Genomic DNA, 20,067 nt, shown 5'->3' with positions numbered 1-20,067 from the left:
GCATACTGTTTGTCATGTCGACGTAAGGAGAAATCTCCGCAAGTAGCTTAACAATCAAAATCATACTAAATTTAAACTTTAGATTTCAATCTGCTCAAAGTTTCCTGTGAAATATTGATATATGATGCCACAATTTTATTTGGAAGCCTTTTTACAATTGTTGGATTGATTTTTAAAAGCTGATTGTATCTTTCCAAAGCATCCATTGTTGTAAACGACATTAATCGATTGGCATTATTTACATACGCTTTCTCTAAATAATTGCTGTAAAATTCTCTCCATTGCGGAATGATTTTCATCAAATGATTGAAATCTTCATGTGTTATTGCAAGCAATTCAGATTTTTCGATTACCTGAATATTTTCTACGGCAGGCATTTTGGTTATAAAACTAACTAATGCGGTTGCAAATTGATTTTCAAAAGCAATATATCGAGTGGCGTCTTTTCCTTCTTCATTAATAAAAAAGATTCGGACACAGCCTTTACCAACAAAAAAAGTCTGCTGACTAGTTTGTCCTTGTTCGAGCAGTATCTCATTTTTGTTTTTCTTTAAAGGCTTAAAATAGGAGAATATCGTTTTTAAATCTTCATCAGAAATAGCGATGCTTTTTCTAATATAATTGCCAAGCTGTTCGTATATCATTTTAGTTGTAATCTCGCACGAATTTACGGTAATAGATAATATCTTCTATCGATAGAACTACTAAATCATGCTGTTGTGCAAAGCTAACGATTTTGTCAAGTTTTGCCATGCTGCCGTCTTCATTCATTAATTCACATAAAACGGCTTCTGGTTTTAAATTGGCTAATTTCATTAAATCGACACTTCCCTCAGTGTGGCCGTTTCTTTCTAAAACTCCATTATCTCTGGCACGAAGCGGAAATATATGTCCTGGTCTTGCTAAGTCTTCGGGTTTTGCGTTTTGTGCAACAGCCGTTTTAATTGTTGTAACTCTATCAGCAGCAGAAACTCCTGTAGTAACACCGATTTTTGCTTCAATTGTAATTGTAAAAGGTGTTTGAAAACTGCTGGTGTTTTCTTTTACCATGTACGGAAGATCTAATTGATCTGCTTTTTCATTAGGCAGACAAAGACAAACAATTCCGCTGCATTCGCGAATCATAAGCGCCATGTCTTTTACTGTAATATGTTCGGCCGAAAAGATTAAATCGCCCTCGTTTTCGCGGTTTTCGTCGTCGGTTACTATAATTCCTTTTCCGCTTTTAAGCTGTTCTAAAGCATTTTCTACGCGTTCTTTGCTTGTAATTCCAAATTGAACTAACGAACTTAATTCTGTAGTGATCATTTTACTGTATTTTGAAATTGTTTTAGAAATAATTGAATCAGCAAATCTAAAGTTGTTTGTAATGTAAAAGTTTGATATAGGTCAATAAATGAATGGTGCTTTAGATTTGTTTCAGCATGACGCATTACAGTAAAAACAAGTTTTCCTGACTAATATACCTACGAGATACTTATAAAATATTTCCTGTAAAGACGAACTGCAGTGCGTCTCCATTCAGATAGAAATTCAATAGATTATTTTTTTATTAAGCGCCTCTAATAATTATCATAAAATCTTAATTTAGCAACCAGAAATTAGAATCAAAAACCACTAAAAATCAGTTGTAAATGGAAAATGTCACCGTAATTATAATGCTGCTGTTTGGCGTCGCTTTTCTGAGTCTTGTAAGCAAAAGATATAATTTTCCGGTTCCAATAGTGCTTGTTCTCTGTGGTGTAATAATAAGTATTGTTCCTGGACTACCAGTAATATTACTAAGTCCAGAAGTTGTGTTTATTATATTTTTACCTCCTTTATTGTATCATGCCGCTTGGTATACAAGCTGGTCAGATTTTAAACAATCCATCCGACCTATAACTTTGGCAGCAGTTGGATTGGTTTTATTTACTACAGTTGCGGTTGCAATTGCAGCACATGAATTAATAGAAGATGTCTCTTGGCCGTTAGCTTTTTTGCTGGGAGCAATCGTTTCTCCTCCCGATGCCGTTTCAGCAACTTCGATTACCAAAGGTTTAGGGTTGAATCCGAGACTTATTGCAATTCTTGAGGGAGAAAGTCTTGTTAACGATGCGAGTGGTCTGGTGGCTTATAAATATGCACTTACTGCCATCACAGCTGGAAATTTTGTACTGTGGCAGGCTGGATTAAATTTTGTGCTGATGTCGTTAATTGGAATTGCGATTGGTTTGGCTGTTGGTTTTATAATGAGCTATATTCATAAACGATTTGTTTGCGACGAAATAATCGAGGTTACTCTTACGCTTTTAACTCCATTTGCATCGTATTTACTGGCAGAGCATTTTCATGGTTCCGGGGTTTTGGCCGTCGTTGCTACAGGACTTTATTTATCGGCAAGATCGGGAACTATTTTTACTCATGAAAGCCGAATTATGACTGGGACAATTTGGAGTGTTTTAACTAATATTTTAAACGGTTTGATTTTTATTTTAATCGGACTTCAGTTAAGACAGATTATGGCGGGAATTAGTAATTATTCAGGAACGTCATTGTTGCTGTGGGGAGCGGCAATTAGTGCAGTTGTTATTTTGGTTCGTTTTTTATGGGTTGTTCCCGCCGTTTTGATTCCCAGATGGCTTAGTAAACGAATTAGACAGAAAGAGGAGTTTGACTATCGCAATATGATTATTTTTGGCTGGTCTGGAATGCGCGGCGTTGTTTCTATGGCGGCGGCATTGGCACTTCCTCTTATGCTGAATGAAACGGAAGAATTTCCACTTCGAAATTTGATTATTTATCTGGTTTTTTGTGTCATCGTTTCGACTTTAGTAATTCAAGGTCTTACGCTTCCTTGGGTCATTAAAAAGTTAAAAATCGAGCGATATTCTATACTTGCTGAGGAATATAATATTCGAAATGTAATTGTCTCAGAAACTATTACTCATATCGAAGATAATTTTTCATTATTGGATGATGATCTATTGCACAATATTAAAAGCAAATATGAAGTTAAGTTTAATCGTTTGCAAAAGACAGAACTGCCAGCTAATTTTTTTGGAAATGGAAAAATGCTTGGAGGCGAAATTTTTAATGACTTTACAAAACTTCAGATTGATCTTTTAAATGTAGAGCGTGGGAAACTTGAAGTTATGCATAAAGGAGGATCTGTTAATGAAGAGATTTTTAGAAAAATTGAAAAAGAACTCGATCTTGAAGAAACCAGATTGTGGATGGAAATGTACGAGGAGTAGTTTTCTTTAAGAAAACAGAATAACCTATTATTTTGATAGGTTAATAAAAGTTTTAATGTTTTTTGCTTTTTATTTCAAAATAACTCTTTAAATTTGCCGCACCAATGAAAAATTATAACCAGAGAAAAAAATATTATAGCTGCAGCATGATGATGTGCTGTATGACTGCTGTGAGATTTATTGATCTGGCTTGTATATAAAAAATAATGATATTTATTTTAAAAGCCTTTCATGATTTAATTGAAAGGCTTTTTTATTTAAAATTTCCATATTCTAAGTAAAATTGAATAGACAAAATGATTGAATTAAAAAATGTAACTAAAACTTTTCATCAAAAAGACAGGATTGTAACTGCTTTATCTGATGTTTCGCTTACAGTTCCGCCAGGAAAGATTTTTGGTGTAATTGGGACTTCTGGAGCAGGGAAAAGTACGCTGATAAGATGTGTGAATCTTTTAGAAAGACCAACTTCAGGGGAGATTGTTGTAGATGGGAAAGCATTAATGCAGTTATCAAATGCTCAACTGGCGATTGAAAGAAGACAAATAGGAATGATTTTTCAGCATTTTAATCTGCTTTCTTCGAGAACCGTTTTCGAGAACGTAGCTTTTCCTTTAGAACTTGTTGGAACTTCAAAATCAGTTGTAAAAACACGTGTTTTAGAGTTACTTCAATTAGTAGGTTTAGCAGAAAAAGCAAATGATTATCCTGCTAGTCTTTCTGGAGGTCAAAAACAAAGAGTTGCTATCGCAAGAACATTAGCTAATAATCCTAAAGTTTTACTGTGTGATGAAGCAACAAGCGCACTTGATCCCGCAACAACACGATCAATTTTAAACTTGCTGAAAGATATAAACCGTCGTTTAAATATCACGGTTTTATTGATTACACATCAAATGGAAGTTGTAAAATCGATTTGTGATGAAGTGGCGGTAATTAGTCACGGAAAATTGATAGAGCAGGGAAGTGTTGGAGAAATTTTTGCAGATCCGAAACATGATTTAACAAAAGAATTTATTGCATCATCGCTGCATCTAGATGTTCCTTCGGTTTATCTTGAAAAATTACAAAAAGAAGATAACGGAAATTTAAATCCGTTATTAAGACTTGAAATGACTGGAAAATCAGTTAATGAGCCTGTTATTTCAGAAGTTTCCAGACTTTTTGATACTAATTTTAAAATTGTAAGCGCTCAGATGGACCAAGCGGGAGATGTTAATTTTGGTGTAATGCTGATTGAATTATCTGGTAAAAGGGAGAACTACAATGCTGCTATCGAATATTTTATTTCAAAACATATTAAAACAGAAATCATAGGTTATGTCTGAATCCATTATTGACTTATTATTAAAGGGAACGTTGGAAACTATAGTGATGACATTTGTGTCTGGCTTTTTTGGCTTTTTACTAGGTCTTCCAACAGGAATTTTACTTTTTCTTACTCGAAAGAATCAAATATTAGAACAACCCGTTTTAAATAGAATATTGTCTGTTTTAGTAAATGTATTTCGTTCTATTCCATTCATTATTTTAATCGTTTGGATGATTCCGTTTACACGTGCAATCGTAGGAACTTCTATAGGTGTAAGTGCAGCTTTGGTTCCATTAAGTATTGGTGCCGCACCGTTTATTGCCCGTCTTGTAGAGAACAGTCTTTTGAGTCTTCCTTCAGGATTAATTGAAGCCGCAAGAGCTTTAGGGGCAACTCCTTTACAGATCGTATATAAAGTATTACTTCCAGAAGCATTACCGTCATTAATAAACGCTGCATCTATAACATTAATTACACTTGTGGGGTATTCTGCAATGGGTGGTGCAGTTGGTGCCGGCGGTTTAGGGCAGGTAGGTTATCAATATGGATATATTGGTTATGATGCTGTAACAATGAATTCAGTATTAGCGTTGTTGGTACTCTTGGTATTCTTGATTCAGTTTGCTGGAGATGCTTTATCGAAACGATTTGATCACAGATAATTTCAATTAAAAATTAAGAATTAAAAATTAAAAACATAGGAATGAAAAATATAAAAAGTTTTATTAAAGCAGGTGGAATTATAGCATTGTCATTAGTTTTATCAAATTGTGGAAAGAGCAAAAATAATGATCCGCATCATATTAAAGTAGGTGTTGCGGCTGGACCAGAATTTGCTGTTGCTCAGGCGGCACAAAAAGTGGCTAAGGAAAAGTACGGATTAGAAGTTGAACTCGTTACATTTAATGATTATGTGATTCCAAATGAAGCTTTGAGTCAAGGTGATATTGATGCAAATGCTTTTCAGCATAAACCTTATCTTGACGAACAGTCTAAACAACGTGGTTACAAATTGGCTATAATTGGTAAAACATTTGTATACCCGATTGCTGGTTATTCTAAAAAAATAAAAAGTCTTTCTGAATTGAAAAACGAAAGCACAGTTATTATTCCAAATGATCCAACAAATGGAGGTCGTTCATTATTGCTTTTAGAGAAAAATGGCTTGCTGAAACTTAAAGCAGGTATTGGTTTATTACCTAAAGTAACAGATATAGTAAGCAATCCTAAAAATCTGAAAATATTAGAATTAGAAGCGCCACAATTACCTCGTGCTCTTGACGATCAAAATGTAACGATTGCAATTATCAATAATACATTTGCTTCTCAGGCTGGATTAGTTCCTGCTCGTGATGCATTGTTTGTAGAAGATAAGGATTCGCCTTATGTGAATCTTGTTGTAAGCCGCGAGGACAATAAAAATGAAGAAAAAGTAAAGCAGTTTTTACAAGCTTTTCAATCACCAGAAGTAGAACAGGCAGCAATTCGCGAATTTAAAGGCGGCGCTGTAAAAGGCTGGTAAAAAAAACATAAAAAACTATTATTTTAAAGGCCTTTAGAGGCCTTTTTTTATTTCTCATTTTTTGAAATTGCGCTGATAGAACTTCTTGATATAGAATGATATAAATCTTATTTTGTTGTTTTTCAGACGTTTGCGGGCCGTGTTAATTATGGTTTACTTTTATTTTTGCTGCTGATAAGAATGATTTAGAACGTTCTGAATCATTTTAAATGAAGTAAAAAGTTAATCTTAATTAATTCTGTTATGAAAATATTCAATTTAACACTATTCTTTATCGTAAGTTTTTTTAATGCTCCTACAGAAAACGTAAACGACAAGCCTGCCGCAAATATTGAAGATGCAAGACTGACGCAGCAGCTTACTGAAGTAAAAGCATTACTAAAAAATCGTGCTGAGTATAATGATAAGATTGTTTTTCTGGTTGATATGAAAATCAAATCTGGGTATAATAGGTTTTTTGTTTATGATATAGCCAATAATAAAATTTTAGATAAAGGGCTTGTAGCTAATGGTTCAGGGTCTGAAACGGCTGTAAAAGGAGATTTGAAATTTAGTAACGAACCCAATTCTAAATGTACTTCGTTAGGCAGATATTCCGTTGGTAAATCTTATAAAGGAATGTTTGGAAAAGCCTATAAATTAAGCGGTCTTGACGAAACTAATAGTAACGCAGCTAAAAGAGCAGTAGTTTTACATTCATATTCTGCTGTTCCAAACGATGAGCAGGAGTATTATATCTCCAATAGTCAGGGTTGTCCTATGGTAAGCGAAGTTTTTTTTAAAAGATTAGAAAAGATAATTGATGGTTCAAAATCGAATATCATCTTGCATATTTTTTATTAATTGAAAGCTTTGAGGCTTTTTGTTACGGAGTTTCGTATGCAATTTCTTTCCCGAAGCCTCGGGATCGAAATGACAAACTTTGAGTACTATGTATTAGAAAATAGTTTCTTTCAATTAACTTTTTTTGAAAAGAAAACCCATACTGATCTCAAAACTTGGGGACAAGGCTGTCTTTTTAAATAAAATAGTTAGAGCCAGTTAAATTGCATCTAAGTATTATATGCCTCCATATCGAACGCTTGATCCTAAAATAAGCATTGTTACACCTATTAAAGAAACACTAATAATAAGGACTGCCATTTTGTTGATATTATGTTTGCTAAGATTTGGAATGACACTAAATTGAGCAATCAGTGCAAGTAAAAAAGTAAAGAGTAATAATAAGAGTTTTACAGAAACTACCTTTTCGATTCCGCTGGAAAAACTAAACCAAGAATCAAAAGAAACTCCAAAATCATACGCCATCATAATTCCTGTAATAATTAGTAAAAGAAGAGAGCTCATGCCTAGCGCTTCAAATTTTTTCTCGTAGTTTAAAATAATACTAGGGTCTTTTTGTTTTAAAGCTGAAGGCAGGTATCGAATACTTAAAACAAGATGTCCGCCCACCCAGATTGTTGCTGAGATAAGATGAATTATTAAAAGAAAATGATGCAGTTTCATGAGCTTTTTAGTTTTAGATTGATAAAAAGTAAGAGTGATTTTTTTAGAAATTATTCTCTAAAAACAATTTTTACTTTTGATGCAGAAAAATCGGCAATATTCATTTTTTGATCAGAATGACCTATAGAAGCGAGTGTTGGCACATTGTTTCTAAAATGTTGAATATAATAGTTTCCTTCAAAATTTTGAGTTTCAAGATAGGTTCTCATCTTTAATAATTCTGATTTATTTATAAGATTTGAATGTATTGTGGTGCGTACTTCAAATAGAATGGAAGACGTTATTAAAAGTAATAAACTTTCTTCAAATTCTGAAAATAGATTTGATTTCGTAATCTGTTTAAAAGTATCAGGAAGGCTTTTAAAATCTAAAGCAGCATAATCTATTAGTTTTTCAGAAATCAGTTTTCTCAGAACGTTTGGTTTCGAACCGTTAGTATCAATTTTGACAGTAAAACCGAGCGCTTTTATTTCTTTTATAAAAGGAATTATGTTTTTATGCATCGTACATTCGCCGCCGCTTAGTACTACACCGTCTAATAATCCTTTACGAGTTCTTAGAAATGCAAGAACAGTTTCAAAATCAATCTTTCCTTTACCTAGAACAATATCAGGATTGTAACAATATAAACACCGCATATTACAGCCTGCAAGCCATACAATGCAGGCTGTCTTATCCGGATAATCTAATAAAGTAAAGGGCGTGATGTTGTAAACTGCCTTATTGGATAATGCTCTCCTTGAAATGGGTACGTTGTTGATGTTCGCCTTTTTTTCCAATATTAAAACTTTCTACAGGTCTATGATAACCCATTACTCTTGTGTAAACTAAACATTTACTTCTCTTAACATGCTGTTGTGCTAGAATTTCATGACATTGTGTTTTCATATATTTCGGATTTTTGATTATTCTCGCTGAGTAAAATTTCGTCGCATTTCGGGCAGTATTCATGTTCGCCATTAAGATATCCATGAATAGGGCAGATGCTGAAAATTGGTGTAACTGTTATGTAAGGCAGTTTAAAATTTGTCAATACCTTTTTTACAAAGTTTTTACAAGCTTCGGGACTGCTTATTTTTTCTCGCATATAAAGATGCAGTACCGTTCCGCCGGTATATTTACATTGTAATTCGTCTTGAAGTAATAAAGCCTCAAACGGATCTTCGGTATGATCTACAGGAATCTGTGAACTGTTTGTATAATAGATATTGCTGTTTTGACCTGCCTGCAAAATTTCTGGAAAACGCTTTTTATCTTCTTTTGCAAAACGATAAGTCGTTCCCTCGGCAGGAGTAGCTTCTAGATTGTATAAGTTTCCTGTTTCTTCCTGGAATTCTTTCATTCTTGATCGAATATGATCTAGAACTTCAATTGCAAAATGAATCCCAGAATTAGTGGTAATATCTTGTTTTCCATCAGTAAAATTAAGCACCATTTCGTTCATTCCGTTAACGCCGATGGTTGAGAAATGATTTCTGAAATGTTCCAAATAACGCTGCGTATAAGGATAAAGTCCGCGATCGTACATTTTTTGAATAAAGATTCTTTTTTTCTCCAAAGTCGATTTCGCTTTCTGCAGCAGTTCATCTAAATGATAAAATAGTTTTATGATATTCCCTTTATGTAAATATCCCAAACGAGCCATATTGATGGTTACTACGCCAATGCTTCCCGTCATTTCGGCACTTCCAAATAAACCGTTTCCTCGTTTTAATAATTCACGTAAGTCAAGCTGAAGTCTGCAGCACATACTTCTAACAGCATTTGGTTTATAGGCTTCTGGATTTTCTATTCGGTTGCCATTTTCATCTAATACATATTGGCTTCCAATGAAGTTTTGAAAGTATGAAGAACCAATTTTGGCTGTGTTTTCAAACAATAAATCTACATTTTCACCTTCCCAGTCAAAATCCTCTGTTATATTAACCGTAGGAATTGGGAACGTAAAAGGCTGTCCATTTGCATCACCTTCAGTCATAATGGTATAGTAAGCCTTATTAATCAAGTTCATTTCCTCTTGAAAATTGGCATATTTTAAATTCGTTAAAGCTGTAACACCTCTTTCGTTTGCCTTTTTAATCAAGATTGGATCATTTGCAGTTAGAAATAAATGTTCGTTATTTCTAGTTGGAATCTGCTCTTTCAAATCATCAGGAGCGATCCAGTCTAAAGTTATATTTGTAAAAGGAGATTGTCCCCATCTTGCAGGCACATTCAGGTTGTAAACAAAACTTCGAATCGCTTTTAAAACTTGATCGTAACTAAGCTGGTCTTTAAAGACGTATGGCGCAAGATAAGTATCAAATGAACTGAAAGCCTGAGCACCTGCCCATTCGCTTTGCAGAATTCCTAAAAAGTTAGCCATTTGTCCAAGCGCCTCTCTAAAATGTGATGGAGGTTTGCTTTCGACACGACCGCGTACACCGTTGAATCCTTCATTTAATAAAACACGAAGACTCCAACCGGCACAATAACCAGTTAAACAATCGAGATCATGAATGTGTAAATCACCATTTCTATGTGCAAAACCTTCTTCTTTATTGTAAATTTTGTCCAGCCAGTAATTCGCAATTATTTTTCCTGCAGTATTATTAACCAATCCTGCATTAGAATAGGAGGTATTGGCATTGGCATTAATGCGCCAGTCAGATTGGTTGATATATTCTTCAATAGTTTGCGTACTGTCGACATACGTTGTGCTGTCATTGAAACCATCAATATGCTCTCGCTGCAGTTTTCGAGTATGGCGATAGATAATAAAAGAACGCATGGTTTTAAAATAACCATTTTCAAAAAGAACTCTTTCTATAATGTCCTGAATTTCTTCTACCGGCCAAGAGTATTTTGATTCAAGACCTAGAGAAACCAGTTTGTATATCTTTTTATCAACAGGCAGATTTACGCTTTGAAATGCTTTTTCGATGGCGTCTTTAATTTTATAGGCTTCAAAAGGTTTGTAATCGCCGTTACGTTTGATCACATATTTTTCCATGTTTTGTATGTTTAAGAAACTTTCTCAAATTTTTTCTCGAGACTAATAGCTTTTGGAAACAGTATATTGTTTTCCATATGAATGTGTTTGTGCAGATCGTTTTCAAATTCCTCCAGCATTGCAAATGTGACTTTGTAGGTATTGCAGGCATCAGCAGGAGGAGAGTAATTGTTGGTCAAAGCTGCAATTTTTTTAAAACGATCACCTTCAGTATTATGTTCCTGCTTCATCATCGCAATAGGATTTTCGATAGTTCCAAAATGCGGCATTTCTAGAAAATCCCCTTTTATTTGAGCTATTTTCATTTTTCGGATAAAAGGAAAAAGTATGACCTCTTCTTTTCTCATATGCGCTGAAAGATCTGCAGCTGATGCAGAGAAAAGAGAATTAATATCGAATAATTCTGGATGCCTTTCCCCGTGAACATTACATAGTTTGTTTAAAAACTGAAATATTACGGGCGTTTTTTCTTTTACATAACGATGATGTGTTTTTTCTATATAATCTGTAAGTAAGTCTAGCGGCCAGGTTTTATAATCAAACGATTGATTTGCTTCGCTTGTTCGGGTTCTTTCAATTTCTGCAATTAATAACTCTTCATCAATAGCTCTTTTTTTGCATACTTCTTCGATCGTGCGATGTCCTTTACAACAAAAATCAATACTGTATTTAGAGAAAGTTGCTGCTGTTCTGAAATCATCTGCCACGATTTCGCCAATTGTATTTTTTGGTGTTATTTCCATTTTCTTTGAGAGGTTTTAGTCATTCAATTTGTTAGAATGGGTTCTTTTATTTTTTTACATTGTTTAATGATAATTAAGGCTGTGACAAGCATATTGCTGAATTCAATAAAAGGAATTGCGATTTTGTCTTTTTCAATTAGAGAAACTGCTGCATTTTTCAGCATTTTTATTTTTTCTACTGCATGATCTTTATCACGAGTTTCGCTGGTATAAAAAACGGTAACTAATACTTGCAGTTCTTTTTTTAGAATAGCAAAAGCTTCGCAAGTACTTGTGTCTATTTCAGAAAACTTTGGATTAGGTATTTTTGATGAGAATGCAAAATTTTGTATTGTTTTATCTATTTGTTCTGAGGCTTGATGTGCAAAAACTAAAGCTTCTAAAAGGGAATTGGAGGCTAAACGATTTTTGCCATGTAATCCTGTTCTGGCGCATTCTCCTATGGCATATAGATTTTGAATTGCCGTTAAACCATTATGATCGACTTTTATTCCGCCGCACTGATAATGAGCTGCCGGCACAATTGGAATTAGATCTTTTTCGGGCTTTAAACCTGCTAGATTGCATTGTTTTGCAATTACAGGAAACTCTTTGTAAAACTCGACTGGATCTAAGTGACGACAATCAAGATAAACGTGTTTTTTATTAGTGTGCAGCATTTCGCTGTTAATGGCATGAGAAACGATGTCACGTGTTGCTAATTCGCCTCGTGAATCATATTTAAAAAGGAATCTTTTTTGATCTTCATTAACAACATAAGCGCCAAAACCGCGAACTGCTTCCGAAATTAGAAAAAACGGATTTTTGCTGCCGGCAAACAAGGCGGTGGGATGAAACTGGATGTATTGGAGGTCTTCAATTTCGATCCCAGCGCGGGCAGCCATTGCAATACCGTCACCCGTGGCAATTTCAGGATTGGTTGTGTTCTCAAAAAGCTGGCCGCAGCCGCCTGTACTCAATATGATGGTTCTGGTTTGTATGTATCTTACAGAGTTGCTTTTTTTGTCATAATAAAAAGCACCAGTGCAAAGATTTTCTTCTCCAATTTTTTCAGTATTCAAATCAATAACTTGATGATTTTCGAGTAACTGTATGTTTGAAAGTTCTTTTATACTATTCAGAAGTTTTTTTTCAATTTCTAAACCAGAACTGTCTTTATGATGCAATATGCGATGAGTAGAATGACCGCCTTCTAAACCCAAATTCCACTGTCCGCTTTCCTCTTTATCAAAAGAAGTTCCAATATCTAAAAGCTCTTTTAGTCTTTCCGGCGCCTGCTTAATTACCATATTTACAATAGTTTCATCACAGTTTCCGTCGCCAGCTTGCAGTGTATCTTTAATGTGCTGGTCAAAGCTGTCTTTTATCAAATCGGTTACAACCGCAATACCGCCTTGTGCCAATTGTGTATTTGTATTTTGAGCACTTTCTTTGGTCATAATTACAATTGACAAATCGGGTCTTTTTTGAGCTGTTTTCATAGCTAAAAAAAGTCCCGAAATACCTGAGCCAATTATTAAGATGTCAGTTTTAAGCATTTTGTTGTTTTTTGGGTTCTATGATAATTCAAGCATTCTTTCAATCGGCTGCAGGGCTTTAACTCTTAAGGGTTCAGATATTTTAATTTCTGGACTTTCGTTACTGAGGCATTGCAGGAGTTTTTCAAGGGTATTAATTTTCATAAAAGCACATTCACTGCAGGCACAGCTGTTGTCTTCTGTGGATGGGGCCGGGATCAGCGTCTTATCAGGTACAGTTTTTGAAAGTTGATGCAGAATGCCGGCCTCCGTAGCCACGATGAAAACGGAAGCAGGATCCGTTTTAATAAAGTTAATAATACCCGAAGTAGAGCCAATATAATGCGCCGTTTTCAAAATATGACTTTCCGACTCCGGGTGAGCGGCAATTTTTGCCGTTGGATTTTTTATATAAATTTCAATTAATTTGTCTAATGAAAAGGCTTCATGAACCACACAAGAACCTTCCCAGAGAACCAAATCACGCTGAGTTTCTTTTTTAAGATAATTTCCCAGATTTTGATCGGGAGCAAAAATTATCTTCTTGTTGTGAGGAATAGATCCTATTATTTTTTTTGCATTTGATGATGTGCAAACGAGATCGCTCATCGCTTTTATTTCGGCAGAACAATTAATGTAGGTTACCACAACATGATCAGGATATTTTTCTTTGAATATTTTAAAATCTTTCGGGTCACAGCCATCAGCAAGTGAACAGCCCGCGTTTAAATCTGGAAGCAGTACTTTTTTTGACGGATTAAGGATTTTTGCCGTTTCTGCCATAAAATGAACTCCAGCAAAAACAATAACATCTGCATTGGTTGCCTGTGCTTTTTTGGATAATTCTAAACTGTCGCCAACAAAATCTGCAATATCTTGAATGTCTTCATTTTGATAATAATGAGCTAGAATGACAGCATTTTTTTGCTGTTTTAGACGGTTTATTTCCTGTATCAAGAATTGTTTATCCATTTTTTTAATCTGTTTTTTTGAAAAAATCAAGGCGCACTAAAGAAATACTGCAGTTGGTAAAACTGAAGATTTTAAAGAATTGGGTGTTTTTTAGGATGCTTGATTGTAAATTTTAATAGCGTAAATATATTGTCATCAAAATTTTCAAACTATGATTCCAATCATACTGTGTTATTTTTATTTTTTTATGTTCTGTTTTAAAAATCAAACCTAAAACTGGAAAAAAATGAAGTTCGAAATTGGTTTATCTAAAGCTGAAAGTAAGATTCACAAAGACGTTGCGTCCCATTCGCGGAATTTTATTCCAGTCTGAAAAAGTGGTGTAATATTTATCAAAAATATTTTCGACACCAGTTTGCAGTTTTATTAAATTTTGATTGTAATGAAACAGATATCCAGCATTGAAATTAAAAATCAAATAATCCGGCGTTTTTGTTTGACCGTATGTTGCTGCAAATTCTTTTTGAGCAAGATTTCCTAAAGCCGAAATACCTAAATTTAAGTTCTGTTTTTTATAATCAATTCCTGCACTGTATCGTATTGGACTTATAAAAGGAAGATTGTTTCCTTGATTGTCTTTGCCTAAACTATAAACCAGCTGCGTTTTTAAAAGCCAGTTTTGAAATAGAGAATATTCTAAATTTAAATCGGCATTAAAAATAGAGGCATAGCTTATAGCTTCGTATTTTTTTACACCAGACGCTCCAATTGTCATGGGCAGAATATTAGGATCAATTTGACCTACGATAAAATCATTTATATGAAAGTATGACGCTGTAATTTTTGTGCTTAATTGATTTGTTTTATAACCCAGTAAAAGATTGGCTTCTAAAGCTTTTTCGTTCTTTAAAAATGGATTTCCTATATAGTCATAAAAATCACTGCTGTTATAAAGATAAAAACCATAACCTTCAGAAACAGAAGGAGCTCTTTCTGCATAAGCACCTCCAAAACCATATTCAAATCTGCCTTTTTTTTGAGTAAAGTTTGCAGAGAAACTTTTTAGAAAACGGTTTTTTGAAGCCTGCATCTCGGGATAGAAAATACGAAGGCTCTGCAATCCAAAATCATTTGCAACATCATTAGAATGAAATCCAACGGAAGTTCCAATTCTCAAAGTAGTTTCTGAAGCTATTTTGATATAATCTTCAAGCGATAAACCGTTATAAAAAGTTCGTACATCTGGCCAAGTGTACATAAACATTAAATTTTCTTTGGGATCAGCAGGATACATTGTCATTTCGGCAATCGATTTGTTGTAGAAAGCATTTAAGTCTGCTGTAAAATCATGTATTTTATATTTCCCTTTTAGTTTAGAGTAAAATCCATAGGTGTCAGACCAGCCTGGCATATCCATATGAATGGGAACGGCAGGTCTTTTGGTATCATCCATTTTATGAGTTATGCTGTTTCCGTAAACCTTTGTTTCCCAGTTTGAAATAATACCAGAATCGGGAGTATAACGATAGCTTAAAGACATAATTTCGGCTTTAGCCAGTGAAACATCCATTGGCAGAGCGGGATAACCTACATTTGTTGCGTTATCATAAATTAGTGAAGCTTCCAGATTATTTCTCTTATTTATAAAATATCCGGCAGTCGAAGCAATGTTGTATTTTGTAAATTGAGAAAAATTGATTTCTCGGTTTCCACCAGCTTTGTAATTATCAGCATCACGATGCATAAAATCCGCATGAGCGTAAAACTTTTCATTATTGTAGCCCAATGAACCTCCAATAATTTTTTGCTGATTATTACTTTCATAACCAGAGTTAAAACTGCCATTCCATCCCAAAGTATTTTGACTAAAGACAGAACGTTTTAGATCTATAGAGCCGCCAATTGCTGCACCATGACAGCTTGCCTGCTGACCAGAAGCAACTGCTGCTTCTGATAAATTTGAAACTTCGACATAAGAGGTTATAGGATCCATTTTATCAGTACAGGCTCCAAAAATGCGCATTCCGTCAATAGTAATAACAGTGCGTTCTGTAGACATGTTGTTAATTGTAGGTTCCCAGGCATAAGCGCCTCTTTTTATCATATTTACTTTTGTAGATTTTTGCAGATAATCTTCTACAGAAGTCAATGATTTTGGCTGTTTTTGATGTAAAGCTGCTTTTTTTCCAATAACAATAATTTCATTTAAATTTTGAGCCGAAAGACTGTCCTTTTGTTGTTCTTGTCCCCAGCAGATTGTTGAAAAAATAGTTAGAATACATGCTGTTATCTTTTTCATCACTAGATAAATTATAAGAAAGAGACAACTAAAATTGCCTCTTTCTTGTTAATAATGAATGCTTATTAATAATGAATGCTTAAAATTCAATTTCAAAATAAAGACTGCTAGAAGGATTTTCTGTTGTTACAGGTTCTCCTTTTAGCACTTCGTCTGAGGCATTTAAAAGCTGCATGTTAATTTTCCAGTATCCAGTCATCGTCAATGAAAGTTTTCCTTTATAGAAACCTCCTGCTTGAGATTGTACTAAATCGGTGTTGTTTGGTGATCCGTGATTTCCCATACTTGGCATTCTAGGATCTATTTTTATTTTAAAATTGTTTACTGCAGTAAACGTCATCATATCTTCCATTTTATAAAGTCCAACAGACGCATCGTTTACGGCTACTTTCGGATTTTCGGGTGCGATATAAGCTAGTACATATTTGTTGCCGCTATTGTCTTTAAATGAGGTTACAGTACGTTTTGGTGATGCAGTTACCGCAATAGTATCTGCAACGGTGTAAACAACATTGTTGATTGTATAATTAATTTTAAGTTCCCAAAATTCCTTATCATTTTGTGCCATCTGAAAAATAATATCACCTGAGTATAAGGTTTTTTTATCAGCAGTTTTGGTCACAGCTGATTTTGGACATGAATGCTGCATCGAAGTCATATGCATAATTGGTGTCCAGTCAATTTTTGCATCTGTAATATAAGCACTGCTTTTTTTGTCTTTTATTCTAATGGTAACAGCATTGTAGCCTTGAATTAAAGTGCCCTTTTTTGAGTACAGTTCAACGACATGATTGTCATTCGTTAATTCTTGAATTTTTTGAAGTCCAAGTGTTTCATCAGCAGGAATTGAAGTTGAAGAATCATCATCAGAAGAACATGAGATATAGGTAATTGCTAAAAGGAAAAGGGTAATGTATTTTAAAGTTTTCATAGAATATTAATTTAAATAAGGATAATACGATTTCTGCCGAAATAGATTTCGGAGAAAATAAAGTGTAAAACATTGAAAAATTAATAGTTGAAAGCCGGTGGACGAAAGACAGAAACTGCGTCTAAATGGGAGTATAGGTTTTTGTAGACTGAGTTTATTTTTAAGCGGGTTGTATGAGCTGTTTCAAAGCAGAATACTGGAAGGTTTACGATGAAAAGCACAACTGTTTCAGCAGTTTCTATTTTTTTCTCGTTAGACGCAGGAACATCATTTTTATACGCTTTTGCCAGTTCTTTTTTCAAATGACATTTTCCATTACAGCTTAGTTCTGGAGCATTTTTGTTTTCGCATAATTCGGTAACAATGTAATGGTAGTTTATCACATAATCCAAAAATGGAAATGCAGGTCTGAAAACCACTGAAAAGAGAAATATGTAAACAAAAAACTTCATCTGTTTATTTTAGAGTACGAAGGTATCATGAACTTTTTCGGGATAGTATGATCGTAATCATAATTTAAGAAATACATGTTGTGGAACTTTGACCTGTAGTTTAACAAATAAAAAAAAGCAAACACATGAACAAATTATTTTTAATAGCAATGTTTGGCATTTTCTTTTTCGTGTCCTGCGGAAAGGATAAATCAAAAACAGATGAAGATTTTTCGACTCCGCCGCCAGCAGAGAAAACTGCGGAAGCTGAATCATATGATCCTAAAAGAGGTCTTGGTAAATACTCGACTGTAGAATTAGGAGCTTCATTAGATAAAGCAATGGCAGAAAAAGGGCTTAAAGCTGCCGAAGTAAAATGTACTTCATGCCACAAACCTACAGATGAGAAACTTGTTGGTCCGGGATGGAAAGGTGTAACGGAACGCAGAACACCACAATGGATTATGAATTTTATCACAAATCCAGATCCTATGATTGATAAAGATCCAGAATTGCAGGCTCAATTAGAGCTTTGCATGATTAGAATGCCTAATCAAGGTTTAAGTGATGACGAAGCTAGAAGCATTCTAGAATATATGCGTCAGAATGATGGGGTAAAATAAACACCAAAATAATCGAATTCTAAATAATAACCTTATGAAAAATAACTTTTTAAAATCAGTTTTTGCCATTACTTTGGGCTGCGCTTTTTTTGTTTCTTGCAAGCCCAAAGACTCTTCAGATACTGTTGACGGCGATGTAGCCAGTAAAGTATATGTTGCTCCCGGTAAGTACGATGAGTTTTACAACTTTGTCTCTGGCGGATTCAGCGGTCAAGTGAGTGTTTACGGGCTTCCAAGCGGGCGACTGCTTAGAGTAATGCCTGTATTCTCTGAAGATCCTCAAAGCGGCTACGGCTATAGTGAGGAAACAAAACCAATGTTAAACACTTCTCACGGATATGTGCCATGGGATGATCAGCATCACCTTGATTTGTCACAAACAAATGGTGAGGTAGACGGACGCTGGCTTTTTGCCAATGCAAACAATACACCTAGAATTGCACGTATTGACCTTAAAACTTTTAGAACGGCTGAAATTATCGAACTTCCAAACTGTGGAGGAAATCACTCTTCACCATTTATTACTCAAAATACAGAGTACGTTGTTGGAGCAAGCCGTTTTAGTGTGCCTGCTGACAATGATAATGGAGATGTGCCTATCAATACGTACAAGAAAAACTTTAAAGGGCACTTAAGCTTTGTAAAAGTTGGGAAAGAAGGAGAGTTAGATCTTGCTTTTCAAATTGTAACGCCTGGAGTTAATTTTGATCTTAGCCACCCAGGTAAAAAAGAGTCTCATGGATGGTTCTTTTTCTCTTGCTATAATACCGAACAAGCAAATACATTACTTGAGGTAAACGCATCTAAAAATGATAAAGATTTTATCATGGCGGTTAACTGGAAAAAAGCAGAGGAATATATTAAAGCTGGAAAAGGAAAACGTGTTCCTGCAAACTATGCTCATAATACTTGGGATGAAAAAACACAAACAGCAAAATCTGAAATTAAAAAAGAGGTGCTGATTCTTGATGCTGCAGAACTTAAAGATATCTGCTATATGATTCCTTGTCCAAAATCACCTCACGGTTGTGATATTGATCCAACAGGTGAATATATTATTGGAAGTGGAAAACTAGCAGCTTTGATTCCTGTATTTAGTTTTACAAAACTGAAAGCCGCGATTGCTAATAAACAATTTGATGGATCTTATGCTGGTATTCCAGTTGTGAAATATGAAGCTGCACTGCACGGTGAAGTTCAAAAACCAGGATTAGGTCCTTTACATACTGAATTTGATGGTAAAGGAAATGCATATACAACAATGTTTGTTTCGTCAGAGGTTGTAAAATGGAATATTAAAGATCTTAAAGTTTTAGATAGAAAAGCGACTTATTATTCTCCAGGTCACCTTATGGTTCCAGGTGGTAATACAGAAAAACCATTTGGAAAATATATGGTAGTTTATAATAAAATTACAAAAGATCGTTTCTTGCCAACAGGTCCTGAATTAGCACAAAGTGCGCAGTTATTTGATATCAGCGGAGATAAAATGAAACTGCTGCTTGATTTTCCAACAATCGGAGAACCGCATTATGCACAAGGAATTCCAGCGGATAAGATTCGTAACAACGGACAGTTGAAGTTTTACAAAATGGCTGATAACAAGCATCCTTTTGCAGCCAAAGGAGAAAAAGAAACCAAAGTGGTTAGAGAAGGAAATAAAGTACATATTTATATGACGTGTATTCGTTCTCATTTTGCTCCAGATAATATCGAAGGAATTCGTGTAGGTGATGAGGTTTATTTCCATGTTACTAATCTTGAACAAGATTGGGATGTTCCGCACGGATTTGCCATTAAAGGAGCTAATACTGCCGAATTGCTGATTATGCCGGGAGAAACACTTACTTTAAAATGGACACCTCAGAAAAAAGGAATATTCCCATTCTATTGTACCGATTTCTGTAGTGCATTGCATCAAGAAATGCAGGGTTATGTTAGAGTTTCACCAGCAGGAAGTAACGTTCCAATTAGCTACAGTCTGGGAACTAATTTACCAAAAGAATAACTACTAACCAAGTAAAGGGGGACAGAGCATATTCT

At 34.6% G+C, this 20,067-nt stretch carries 19 protein-coding genes; 7 read left to right on the top strand and 12 right to left on the bottom strand.

Features of this window, described 5'->3' with window-relative positions; all coding sequences use genetic code 11:
* Nucleotides 1–71: 71 nt before the first annotated feature.
* Together B0A81_RS01855 and ribB are read right to left on the bottom strand one after the other, a co-directional pair.
* Nucleotides 72–644, bottom strand: a complete 573-nt coding sequence (locus tag B0A81_RS01855; RefSeq protein ID WP_199170230.1) for a Crp/Fnr family transcriptional regulator — start codon at nucleotides 642–644, stop codon at nucleotides 72–74.
* Between the two features lies 1 nt (nucleotide 645).
* Entirely contained in the window at nucleotides 646–1,308 is a 663-nt protein-coding gene (gene ribB, locus B0A81_RS01850) for a 3,4-dihydroxy-2-butanone-4-phosphate synthase (RefSeq protein WP_089056426.1), read from the bottom strand.
* A gap of 326 nt (nucleotides 1,309–1,634) precedes the next feature.
* Here ribB and B0A81_RS01845 point away from each other — a divergent pair, with 326 nt between their 5' ends.
* The 5 genes from B0A81_RS01845 to B0A81_RS01825 all read left to right on the top strand — a co-directional run bounded on the left by B0A81_RS01845 (nucleotide 1,635) and on the right by B0A81_RS01825 (nucleotide 6,913).
* On the top strand, nucleotides 1,635–3,236 hold the full coding sequence (locus B0A81_RS01845; protein WP_089056425.1) for a Na+/H+ antiporter: 1,602 nt from the start codon (nucleotides 1,635–1,637) through the stop codon (nucleotides 3,234–3,236).
* Nucleotides 3,237–3,532: 296 nt separating this feature from the next.
* Complete coding sequence (gene metN, locus B0A81_RS01840) at nucleotides 3,533–4,564, top strand: methionine ABC transporter ATP-binding protein MetN (RefSeq protein WP_089056424.1); 1,032 nt, start codon at nucleotides 3,533–3,535, stop codon at nucleotides 4,562–4,564.
* Entirely contained in the window at nucleotides 4,557–5,210 is a 654-nt protein-coding gene (gene metI / locus B0A81_RS01835) for a methionine ABC transporter permease MetI (protein ID WP_089054837.1), read from the top strand. The genes metN and metI overlap by 8 nt, the downstream gene beginning before the upstream one ends.
* Nucleotides 5,211–5,251: 41 nt before the next feature.
* Nucleotides 5,252–6,070, top strand: coding sequence for a methionine ABC transporter substrate-binding lipoprotein MetQ (metQ, locus tag B0A81_RS01830; RefSeq protein ID WP_089056423.1), 819 nt, complete (start codon nucleotides 5,252–5,254; stop codon nucleotides 6,068–6,070).
* 243 nt (nucleotides 6,071–6,313) lie between these two features.
* On the top strand, nucleotides 6,314–6,913 hold the full coding sequence (locus tag B0A81_RS01825) for a murein L,D-transpeptidase catalytic domain-containing protein (RefSeq protein ID WP_089056422.1): 600 nt from the start codon (nucleotides 6,314–6,316) through the stop codon (nucleotides 6,911–6,913).
* A gap of 216 nt (nucleotides 6,914–7,129) precedes the next feature.
* On the opposite strand, the gene B0A81_RS01815 is transcribed toward B0A81_RS01825, so the two are convergent.
* From B0A81_RS01815 to B0A81_RS01775, 10 genes are all read right to left on the bottom strand, one after another.
* On the bottom strand, nucleotides 7,130–7,576 hold the full coding sequence (locus B0A81_RS01815) for a CopD family protein (protein WP_089056420.1): 447 nt from the start codon (nucleotides 7,574–7,576) through the stop codon (nucleotides 7,130–7,132).
* Between the two features lie 50 nt (nucleotides 7,577–7,626).
* The gene (locus tag B0A81_RS01810) at nucleotides 7,627–8,355 is read right to left on the bottom strand and encodes an anaerobic ribonucleoside-triphosphate reductase activating protein (protein WP_244281227.1); all 729 of its coding nucleotides are present in this window, start codon (nucleotides 8,353–8,355) and stop codon (nucleotides 7,627–7,629) included.
* Nucleotides 8,297–8,464, bottom strand: coding sequence for an anaerobic ribonucleoside-triphosphate reductase (nrdD, locus tag B0A81_RS21930; RefSeq protein ID WP_123922147.1), 168 nt, complete (start codon nucleotides 8,462–8,464; stop codon nucleotides 8,297–8,299). The genes B0A81_RS01810 and nrdD overlap by 59 nt, the downstream gene beginning before the upstream one ends.
* The gene (locus B0A81_RS01805) at nucleotides 8,445–10,568 is read right to left on the bottom strand and encodes a ribonucleoside triphosphate reductase (protein ID WP_089056419.1); all 2,124 of its coding nucleotides are present in this window, start codon (nucleotides 10,566–10,568) and stop codon (nucleotides 8,445–8,447) included. Before B0A81_RS01805 ends, nrdD begins: the two co-directional genes overlap by 20 nt.
* An 11-nt stretch (nucleotides 10,569–10,579) precedes the next feature.
* Complete coding sequence (gene ric / locus B0A81_RS01800; RefSeq protein WP_089056418.1) at nucleotides 10,580–11,311, bottom strand: iron-sulfur cluster repair di-iron protein; 732 nt, start codon at nucleotides 11,309–11,311, stop codon at nucleotides 10,580–10,582.
* 23 nt (nucleotides 11,312–11,334) lie between these two features.
* Nucleotides 11,335–12,849 carry an L-aspartate oxidase gene (gene nadB / locus B0A81_RS01795; protein WP_089056417.1) on the bottom strand — a complete coding sequence of 505 codons (1,515 nt, stop codon included), beginning with the start codon at nucleotides 12,847–12,849 and terminating at the stop codon, nucleotides 11,335–11,337.
* 18 nt (nucleotides 12,850–12,867) lie between these two features.
* Entirely contained in the window at nucleotides 12,868–13,800 is a 933-nt protein-coding gene (gene nadA, locus B0A81_RS01790) for a quinolinate synthase NadA (protein WP_089056416.1), read from the bottom strand.
* A gap of 244 nt (nucleotides 13,801–14,044) precedes the next feature.
* The gene (locus B0A81_RS01785; protein ID WP_089056415.1) at nucleotides 14,045–16,039 is read right to left on the bottom strand and encodes a TonB-dependent receptor domain-containing protein; all 1,995 of its coding nucleotides are present in this window, start codon (nucleotides 16,037–16,039) and stop codon (nucleotides 14,045–14,047) included.
* Nucleotides 16,040–16,118: 79 nt separating this feature from the next.
* Complete coding sequence (locus tag B0A81_RS01780) at nucleotides 16,119–16,970, bottom strand: FixH family protein (protein WP_089056414.1); 852 nt, start codon at nucleotides 16,968–16,970, stop codon at nucleotides 16,119–16,121.
* 80 nt (nucleotides 16,971–17,050) lie between these two features.
* Nucleotides 17,051–17,422 (bottom strand): C1 family peptidase, encoded by a 372-nt coding sequence (locus B0A81_RS01775; protein ID WP_244281226.1) that lies wholly within the window; start codon nucleotides 17,420–17,422, stop codon nucleotides 17,051–17,053.
* Between the two features lie 125 nt (nucleotides 17,423–17,547).
* Between B0A81_RS01775 and B0A81_RS01770 the strand changes: the two genes are divergently transcribed.
* Together B0A81_RS01770 and nosZ are read left to right on the top strand one after the other, a co-directional pair.
* Nucleotides 17,548–18,024 (top strand): c-type cytochrome, encoded by a 477-nt coding sequence (locus B0A81_RS01770; RefSeq protein ID WP_089056412.1) that lies wholly within the window; start codon nucleotides 17,548–17,550, stop codon nucleotides 18,022–18,024.
* Between the two features lie 34 nt (nucleotides 18,025–18,058).
* Complete coding sequence (gene nosZ, locus B0A81_RS01765) at nucleotides 18,059–20,032, top strand: Sec-dependent nitrous-oxide reductase (RefSeq protein WP_089056411.1); 1,974 nt, start codon at nucleotides 18,059–18,061, stop codon at nucleotides 20,030–20,032.
* The last annotated feature ends 35 nt before the right edge of the window (nucleotides 20,033–20,067 follow it).

Source organism: Flavobacterium plurextorum (assembly GCF_002217395.1).
GTDB classification, from domain to species: Bacteria; Bacteroidota; Bacteroidia; order Flavobacteriales; family Flavobacteriaceae; genus Flavobacterium; species Flavobacterium plurextorum.
This window is presented reverse-complemented; position numbering and strand designations above follow the sequence as displayed.

What these genes read in the sequence shown, in the direction of transcription:
- metI (WP_089054837.1), top strand. Translation starts at nt 4,557, where the DNA reads ATGTCTGAATCCATTATTGACTTATTATTAAAGGGAACGTTGGAAACT.
- B0A81_RS01805 (WP_089056419.1), bottom strand. Translation starts at nt 10,568, where the DNA reads ATGGAAAAATATGTGATCAAACGTAACGGCGATTACAAACCTTTTGAA.
- metQ (WP_089056423.1), top strand. Translation starts at nt 5,252, where the DNA reads ATGAAAAATATAAAAAGTTTTATTAAAGCAGGTGGAATTATAGCATTG.
- nosZ (WP_089056411.1), top strand. Translation starts at nt 18,059, where the DNA reads ATGAAAAATAACTTTTTAAAATCAGTTTTTGCCATTACTTTGGGCTGC.
- B0A81_RS01775 (WP_244281226.1), bottom strand. Translation starts at nt 17,422, where the DNA reads ATGAAGTTTTTTGTTTACATATTTCTCTTTTCAGTGGTTTTCAGACCT.
- ric (WP_089056418.1), bottom strand. Translation starts at nt 11,311, where the DNA reads ATGGAAATAACACCAAAAAATACAATTGGCGAAATCGTGGCAGATGAT.
- B0A81_RS01845 (WP_089056425.1), top strand. Translation starts at nt 1,635, where the DNA reads ATGGAAAATGTCACCGTAATTATAATGCTGCTGTTTGGCGTCGCTTTT.
- nrdD (WP_123922147.1), bottom strand. Translation starts at nt 8,464, where the DNA reads ATGAAAACACAATGTCATGAAATTCTAGCACAACAGCATGTTAAGAGA.
- B0A81_RS01815 (WP_089056420.1), bottom strand. Translation starts at nt 7,576, where the DNA reads ATGAAACTGCATCATTTTCTTTTAATAATTCATCTTATCTCAGCAACA.
- B0A81_RS01780 (WP_089056414.1), bottom strand. Translation starts at nt 16,970, where the DNA reads ATGAAAACTTTAAAATACATTACCCTTTTCCTTTTAGCAATTACCTAT.
- nadA (WP_089056416.1), bottom strand. Translation starts at nt 13,800, where the DNA reads ATGGATAAACAATTCTTGATACAGGAAATAAACCGTCTAAAACAGCAA.
- B0A81_RS01855 (WP_199170230.1), bottom strand. Translation starts at nt 644, where the DNA reads ATGATATACGAACAGCTTGGCAATTATATTAGAAAAAGCATCGCTATT.
- nadB (WP_089056417.1), bottom strand. Translation starts at nt 12,849, where the DNA reads ATGCTTAAAACTGACATCTTAATAATTGGCTCAGGTATTTCGGGACTT.
- B0A81_RS01770 (WP_089056412.1), top strand. Translation starts at nt 17,548, where the DNA reads ATGAACAAATTATTTTTAATAGCAATGTTTGGCATTTTCTTTTTCGTG.
- B0A81_RS01825 (WP_089056422.1), top strand. Translation starts at nt 6,314, where the DNA reads ATGAAAATATTCAATTTAACACTATTCTTTATCGTAAGTTTTTTTAAT.
- ribB (WP_089056426.1), bottom strand. Translation starts at nt 1,308, where the DNA reads ATGATCACTACAGAATTAAGTTCGTTAGTTCAATTTGGAATTACAAGC.
- metN (WP_089056424.1), top strand. Translation starts at nt 3,533, where the DNA reads ATGATTGAATTAAAAAATGTAACTAAAACTTTTCATCAAAAAGACAGG.
- B0A81_RS01785 (WP_089056415.1), bottom strand. Translation starts at nt 16,039, where the DNA reads ATGAAAAAGATAACAGCATGTATTCTAACTATTTTTTCAACAATCTGC.